Origin of the sequence: Limosilactobacillus pontis DSM 8475 (genome assembly GCF_001435345.1) — a bacterium.
In the GTDB taxonomy this organism is placed as follows: Bacteria; Bacillota; Bacilli; order Lactobacillales; family Lactobacillaceae; genus Limosilactobacillus; species Limosilactobacillus pontis.
The window spans coordinates 10284-17892 of sequence record NZ_AZGO01000062.1 but is presented as its reverse complement, the minus strand read 5'-3'; the positions used below and the strand labels follow the sequence as shown (position 1 = coordinate 17892).

5 protein-coding genes are annotated in these 7609 nt (G+C 36.4%); 1 reads left to right on the top strand and 4 read right to left on the bottom strand.

Annotated features, from left to right (window positions below):
- Window positions 1–1054: 1054 nt before the first annotated feature.
- The 4 genes from FD34_RS06545 to FD34_RS06535 form a co-directional block, all read right to left on the bottom strand.
- The gene (locus FD34_RS06545) at window positions 1055–2011 is read right to left on the bottom strand and encodes a glycosyltransferase family 2 protein (protein ID WP_057807947.1); all 957 of its coding nucleotides are present in this window, start codon (window positions 2009–2011) and stop codon (window positions 1055–1057) included.
- 3 nt (window positions 2012–2014) lie between these two features.
- Complete coding sequence (locus FD34_RS06540; RefSeq protein WP_057807945.1) at window positions 2015–3874, bottom strand: DUF6020 family protein; 1860 nt, start codon at window positions 3872–3874, stop codon at window positions 2015–2017.
- Between the two features lie 95 nt (window positions 3875–3969).
- The gene (locus FD34_RS08495; RefSeq protein ID WP_083479920.1) at window positions 3970–4524 is read right to left on the bottom strand and encodes a hypothetical protein; all 555 of its coding nucleotides are present in this window, start codon (window positions 4522–4524) and stop codon (window positions 3970–3972) included.
- Window positions 4525–4621: 97 nt separating this feature from the next.
- Window positions 4622–6013, bottom strand: a complete 1392-nt coding sequence (locus tag FD34_RS06535) for an NlpC/P60 family protein (protein ID WP_057807943.1) — start codon at window positions 6011–6013, stop codon at window positions 4622–4624.
- 326 nt (window positions 6014–6339) lie between these two features.
- On the opposite strand from FD34_RS06535, the gene FD34_RS06530 reads away from it, so the two are divergent.
- On the top strand, window positions 6340–7320 hold the full coding sequence (locus tag FD34_RS06530; RefSeq protein WP_057807941.1) for a glycosyltransferase family 2 protein: 981 nt from the start codon (window positions 6340–6342) through the stop codon (window positions 7318–7320).
- Window positions 7321–7609: the final 289 nt, after the last annotated feature.

The following is a 7609-nucleotide window of genomic DNA, read 5'->3' as shown; positions in this document are numbered from 1 at the left end:
CCAAATCATACAATTTTATTCCGCCCTTTTATAACATTTTTAAACCGCCCTTGACAATAATATTGATTACTTAAATAGAATAATATTATCCGCGAAAAACACTATATAAAGCGGCAAAATTATGATTAACTACCGCCATTACGGTATTAGGATTAACATTTTTAAATGTTATCAACCAAAATAATGTCATGGCTAATCAAACCAATACTGCCATAGACTAAGATGACGGCAACCCCAGCATTACCAATATAGGGGTGCTGGAATTGCTAATGCCGCCACTTCAACCACGGCAAAATCTGCATATAGCTCAGCAGTATCCTCTACTAGCCAACAAATCACCCATGATTACCAAGCAAAAATCGATAAGCAAAAAAGTGCTAATAGTGCTGCTTACCAACAAACGGTAAACGATGCTAAGGTACACGATGTAAGCAAAACTCAGGCCTACAAGAATGCCCAAAGTGCCAGAAATAAGGCCTAATCGGCAACAGATACTTCTAAATCGGAACGATCAGCTCAGCAAATCAGAAAGCCAAAACTACTTACGAGAAAGCAACCTCATCCGCTGATACAGCCTACTCTACAGCTAGTGATGCGGTACAGTACAAGAAACTATTAACTCGGCCAGTGATGCTAAGGACCAGACAACTCTAACTAAGGCTCAGGCGAACCTCAAGAATACCCAACAGTAACTAACACAACGGCAACAGAAGCCAAAAAGGCCCCACCACCTACAAAAAGGCATTAACTGACTAGCTACCCAAGGGAGTCATGATCAGGCCGTAAAGGATACCGAAAATAAGCATAATCAGGAAATTAAGAAAACCAATGCTACCCTTAACAAAGCAACATCATCGCTTAACACCAGCACATACCTCAAGCAGCTTAAGGAGCACCAAGACCAATCCATCAAAGATCTAGAGAATGCGTGGGATAAAAAAATTGGCCGAATGAAAGCAGATATTAAAAAAACAACTTGATACGACCCCCTAGGATTCACACTTTTATTATTTCTAAGTGTCAACCCTAAGGGGTATTATACGTACTATGTAAATTATTCTTTATTTTCTTGCTTCAAAAAATGGTGAACCTCCTGTAATCTAAATTCAAATTCTCGTCTATCTTGACGTTGAATAGAATCCAAGATTAGCCCACTATAGAATGAGATAATTCCAGCGATAACGCAGAATCCACAAACAATAAGAGTCGGCATATTAGCAACCATCCCAGTTGAATGGTAAGGGAGCCAGACATGTGGGATAAAAACAATTGCCGCAATAATAAATAGCAATAAAGAAAGAAAACCATAGAACTTAAGTGGCTTATAATTACGATACAAAGTAAATATTAAGCGTAGAACCTTAAAGCCGTCGGAAAAAGTATTAAGCTTAGATTCACTACCAGCTGGTCGATCACGATATTCTATCACGTGATTAATCATCGCCATATTATTAACAATTGCAAAAATACTCATTTCAGTTTCAATTTCAAAACCATATGAAAGGACTGGGTAAGTCTTCACAAATTCTGCACTAAAAGCACGGTAACCGGTCATGATATCACGAATGTCGTTCTTAAAGAAGAAGTTAATACTACCTCGCACTAACTTATTTCCGATGCCATGGAATGGCCGCTTATTCTCCTCAAAATAACTCGAACTCAATCGGTCGCCTACAACCATATCGTACTTCTGGTTTAGAACATAACTAGCCATTTGGGGAATTTCCTCAGCAGGATAGGTGTCATCCCCATCAATCATAATGTAACACTCTGCATCAATTTCGCGAAACATTCGGCGAATGACATTCCCTTTCCCTTGCATATATTCATGACGGACAATTGCTCCAGCCTTCTCGGCTAGTTTGGCCGTCTCATCGGTTGAATTATTATCGTAAACATACACGTTAGAATTTGGAATTTGCGAAATTGCCTTTTTACAATCTAAGACAACTTTCTCTATTGTTCTTCCCTCATTGTAGCAAGGAATCAACACCGCAATCTTATCAGACATGAATTATTTCTCCTTTACTTTCTTAAGAGATGTTAATTTTACCCATAAATATGAAATTACAATTGGTAAAGCTGCAAGCGCACCAAGTGTATATCTCGTATACCCATTTACCGATGTAATTGTAAAAAGTATGCACATAATCAGTAATGGCAATATAAACAATAGTTCTTTTTTTAATCTTTTCTTTATCAAGATAAAGAACAAGACTAATGATACCCAAGCAAGAGTAGCTGGATTACAGATAATGGCCAATGGTGGGAACATAACAAATATGCTAAGTATGGTATATATATTTTGCCTAGTTTCATTACTAAACAAAGCGTGATACCGCTTATACCAAGAAGGTTGCATAAAATATCCTACTTTCGGATAATAATCTAAGAATAGAGAAGCGTTATAATTTATAAATGGATTTAAATAACCTGAATTTGCTGTCAAATATACTTGAATATATGAAACTGGATCTTTAACTCCAACTTTGGCCCAGACTTTTAAATACTCGACTATTTCTTTTTCCTCTTTTTTAGTAGTTGCCATGCTTAGTTTATGTTGGACAACATCTTCAATAAGATAATCGGTATTTAAAAAAGTATCAGACGGATATAATGACTTTAATCCATCCCCATTATTAACATTATATTTTGACTTTATCTGTGATAACGGAGTTATTTTATTTATTTTTTCCAAATCAGCTTTATTTAAATAGTCCTTATCAGTTAAATAAATATTACTAAGCTGCCTTGTTGGAATAGTTAAAGCTTCAGATGGTGAACTTTTTATTACTTGTTTTTGATTTAAATATGCATTCCAGCCAAAATGAATTCCTAATAGAAAAATAAAAACACTAGCTATCCATACCAGTCTTACCTTATTCTTAATGAACAAGCAAAGTAGGATAGTAGTAGCAACAATCACAATTAAAAAAGCATCATTTCTAAACAAACTAAATAGTAGTGCAGAAACGCAATAGCCAATATAATTCCAAGGCTTAGTTTCCCTATTAATACTTTCAAAAAGTTTAGCAAACATTAAATAGAACCATGCTGTAAAAGCATAATAAAGCGTACTTTTATCGATTGTTACAATGTATGAACTAAAGTAAGGAGAGGCAAATAAAATAAACGTAAATAATCCACCAAACTTACCAATCCTTTGCCAAACGTATTTAATAACAAAAGTATATATAATACTACTAATAATAAATTGTACTATTATTATAATAAATACGCCAAAATTTACACCTAGCATGGATTTCCCAATGTTAAATAATGTTCCAAAAATAATAGTAGTAATCCAAGGATGATGATTCGTTGGAACATAGGTAAAGTCTAGCTTAGCAATATGAGTACCGTCAAATTCACAAAATTGCCGCATTCCATCCCATGAAATCTGACCAGGTAATAAACCAATTATAGAGATTCCCCATATTACTGCTAATAGCAACCAAATATAAACCATTTTGGGAGTAATCGATGTACTTAAACTTACAATACCAAAATGACATCTGACATAACTAAAGGTTAACGTATAAACTATCATCCAACTAAGTATCGAAAAAGTAGTAAAGACTATGTTCAATCCACCGTTAAAATAAGTTTTGCCAAGATTATTATTAACTGCAAAAGTTATACAATACAATAACGAAAAAATTAAGCCTACAAACCAATCATATTTTAAAACTAGCCTAATTTTTCCCTTTCTTAATCCTTGAAATAAGATTAATACCCATAATGTAAAAAGGAGTGAATAGCAAGGATTGCTATTTATCCTAAGTATTTGGGAATCAGTTGGATAGTTGATATTTATTCCCAGCAGAGCTATTGCTAATACTACTAGCCAGTAATCATTTCTACTCTTACTCATCTATATGTTCTCCCAATTAATATAAAAAATAAGCCGATAGCAACTATACGCACCGACTCATTATACACTATTAAGCTTATATAAACAGCAACAGATTAGTTACCCGTAACTGAACTAGCGGTGACATTATACGTATGGCCATTACCACTAACTGTCCAGTTATTAGTACCATTCTGTGTGGCTGTGTAACCATCGATAGAATCAATCGATGGTAAGTCACTAGTAGATTGACCAGCGACCCCGCGGTTATTCAACTGATTACCAATGTGTTCCTTTACAATATTCTTAGCATCGGTAGCATTCATTGTTGCCTGTTGAGAAGCACTTTGTTTCTTAACAACACTAGCCGATTTTGAAGACCCATTAGCACTTTCGGATGTCGCTGTTACTGAATACCTATCAGAACTAGTTGAACCACTCGTCACATTGGAACTGCTACTAGTTTTTGAAGAAGAGTTATTGGATGCACTTGTCTTTTGCGAACCTTTATTTGCATTTTCCTTGTTGCTGTTATGCTTCTTCGTAACTCTACTACTTTGAACAGCCTCTGACTTGGCAGAGCTAGTCTTTGAAGTATTGCCACAAGCAGCCAGGCTCAATACCATTCCACAGGCAGCAACAGTTGAGAACAATTTAGCACTTAATTTCATTTAAATTTCTCCCTGTATTCTTTAGTCAAAGTCATTATAACAAAGTAGATTTTGAATTTACATTTTTTAATTTGAAACTATGTAAACTCTTAATATACTACATATTAATGAAGTAACTTGGCTTGAAGTACTTAGAGTAACCAATCTTAACAACATCACCCGGTTCTGGAGCGTGAACATACGTCCCATTACCAAGAGAAATTGCAACGTGGTAAGGAGCAGAATCGCCACCGAAGAACAGGAGAGCACCCTTTGGCGCATTGTAAACATCGTAGTGGTGAGCACCTAACGTAGTTTGTTGGTAAGTAGTCCGGTAGTTAGCACCTAAGCCATATGCCCATTGAACAAGACCTGAGCAGTCAAATCCGGCCGGCGTGTTACCACCCCAAACGTAAGCAACACCACGCTGAGATAATGCCCGGTTAACCTTGGCATCAACATTGTTAACTACCTTAGCCACACCGTTGTTATCTAAGTGGTACTTAACACCATTAACGGTGACATCAGAATTAGTAACCTTCAGGTAGGTTGATGGATCAAAGTAGTAGGTTTGACCCTTCCATTGTTGTAAACCGGAAAGGATCCGACCATCGTTACCAAACAGGTACCAGTCACCCCATTGGGATTGACGGTAGTCATTGTCGACACGCAGGTATGTGCTTGGGTCAAAGTAATAATACGTACCAGCCCACTTTTGAACGCCGGTTTGAATTCGACCATCGTTACCAAACAGGTACCAGTCACCCCATTGAGACTCTACATAGTTATTATCCACACGTTGGTAAGTCTTACTGTCGAAATCGTAGTACGTACCAGCCCACTTTTGAACACCGGATTGAATTCGACCATCGTTACCAAACAGGTACCAGTCACCCCATTGAGACTCTACATAGTTATTATCCACACGTTGGTAAGTCTTACTGTCGAAATCGTAGTACGTACCAGCCCACTTTTGAACACCGGATTGAACAATACCGTTATCAACTAGGTACCAGCTGTGACCCTGGCCATTAATGGTTGGCAGGTAAGAATAGCTGCGCCCTGATTGAATGTTACCATTGTTGTAGTAAGTCCATTGGTTGTTTTCGTTTACCCAACCGTTCTTTTGGCTAGCTGGCGTAGCTGCATGGGCACTGACAGTAGAAGTCGAAGCTTCAGCAACTGGCTGAGCAGAAGCAACTTCAGCCGGCTGGGCAGATGCAACTTCCGTACTTGTGGCAGCACTAGTAGCAGCAGTTTGGCTTTGAACGTCTGCACTGGAAACAGTGGCTACTGCAGATTGAACGTCGGTATCAGCACTAGCACTGGCTTGGCTAGTAGTAGCACTGGTGTTAACAACTTGAGCCGTCTGAACAGTAGTTGACGCATCACTAGTCACATCGGCATTGGCAACAGTGGTCATGCCAATCATCGTTGCAACAACAGCGACTGCCATAACACACCATTTCTTACCTGCTTTAAATAACTTGAAATGTTTCTTGGTTTCCATCAGAGTTCAAATTTTCCTTTCTTAATTTCAAACAATCTTTTAATTTTATTTAACAGTGTCTAAGATACCAGCTTCTCGTTTATGAGACAATGGATATCGTTTCTTTGTTAAGCAACAATAATCTTTGAAACATAAATGTAACCTTATTGCCATATATGTCTAACATCTCTAATGAGGTAAAGTGATTATCCTTTTTTCATCGGTATATATCTAAAGATACAGGTTCCCTATCTTAGAGTGTATTTTAATTACTCTTGACAAGGATTAACTAATAGGTTTAATTGTAGTTTGTAAGTTGTTTAATTAAGTTCAAATAGGAGTTTTAAATGCTTTTAACAGTGATAATTCCAGCGTTTAATTGTGAAAAAACGATAGCTCGCTCTATAAAAAGTACCGGAGTATATTCTAATAATGAGATCGAAGTAATCGCTATAAATAATGGATCAACAGATAGTACCGAAAAAATCATCAAAAAGATAATTAAAAAAAATAAGAATGTTAAATATGCGGAATCAATCAGTGGCGTTTCAAACGCCCGGAATAAGGGAATCGAGTTGTCTACTGGTAAGTGGATTACCTTCCTAGATGCCGATGATTATATTACAGATACTCGAAAATTCGATTTGAAAAAGTATTCTTCACCTTCATTTGCCAGCACTGACCTTATATTCTTCAATTACTTTGTGGGTCACTCAAAGGTTAATCTCTATTCAATGACGGAAACCAAAAACGATGTCAAGCAGTTATTAACCACAGTATTAGAAAATCCCACTAAATATTTAACGGTTTGGGGAAAGCTCTATCGTACCAATACAATAAAAAAAAACGGTATCCATTTTGATACCTCATTGTCATATTCTGAAGACTCTGAATTTTTAATTCGTTATTTACTCTCCTGTAGGCACGTGGTATTTGAAGACTCTTTCCTATATAACTATTGCTTATCAGAAGATTCAACTGTTAGGAAATATAATCCAAGTATGATTAATGAATATCAAAAAGCTATTCAGAAAATAAGAAAAGACACTTTCCCATACCCTTACTTAAAAAGAAGTTATTTAATTTTCGTACTAATGCAGTTTAATCTAATGATGGTTCATAATGTTTTTATTGAGCCAAGTAACCAACTACAACAATTAAAGGCCATGTGTAAAAAGGAATATATGGCAGAAGCCTTAACGGCAATTAACCTTGGTGACATCTTTACACCACGCTTAACACCACTTGTTCTCTGCAAATACCACTTTTATTTTCCAGCATCCCTCATCTATAAATTTAGGGTCTTTCAAAATACAAAGGAACAGTAAATTACCTGACGTATAATATTCCTTTATCAAGTGGTGTTAAAGAGTATCTCTTAATCTTTATTGGTCAAGTTGATAGCAGCTAAATTAAGAAGAACCATGGAAACCTCGTAAGTTGTAAAAACGTTGTCAGGTGGTTTGGTACTAGTGTCAAAGCATTACTCTATATCTACCTCTTATTTTTTATTTAGGGCAGATTGTAAAATTTAAGTTGAACATTTAAGTGGACAGAAAAACCCATCAAGGTCTTTAATGGTGTTACCACAACATTCCATTAGAAAGAAGGACCTTG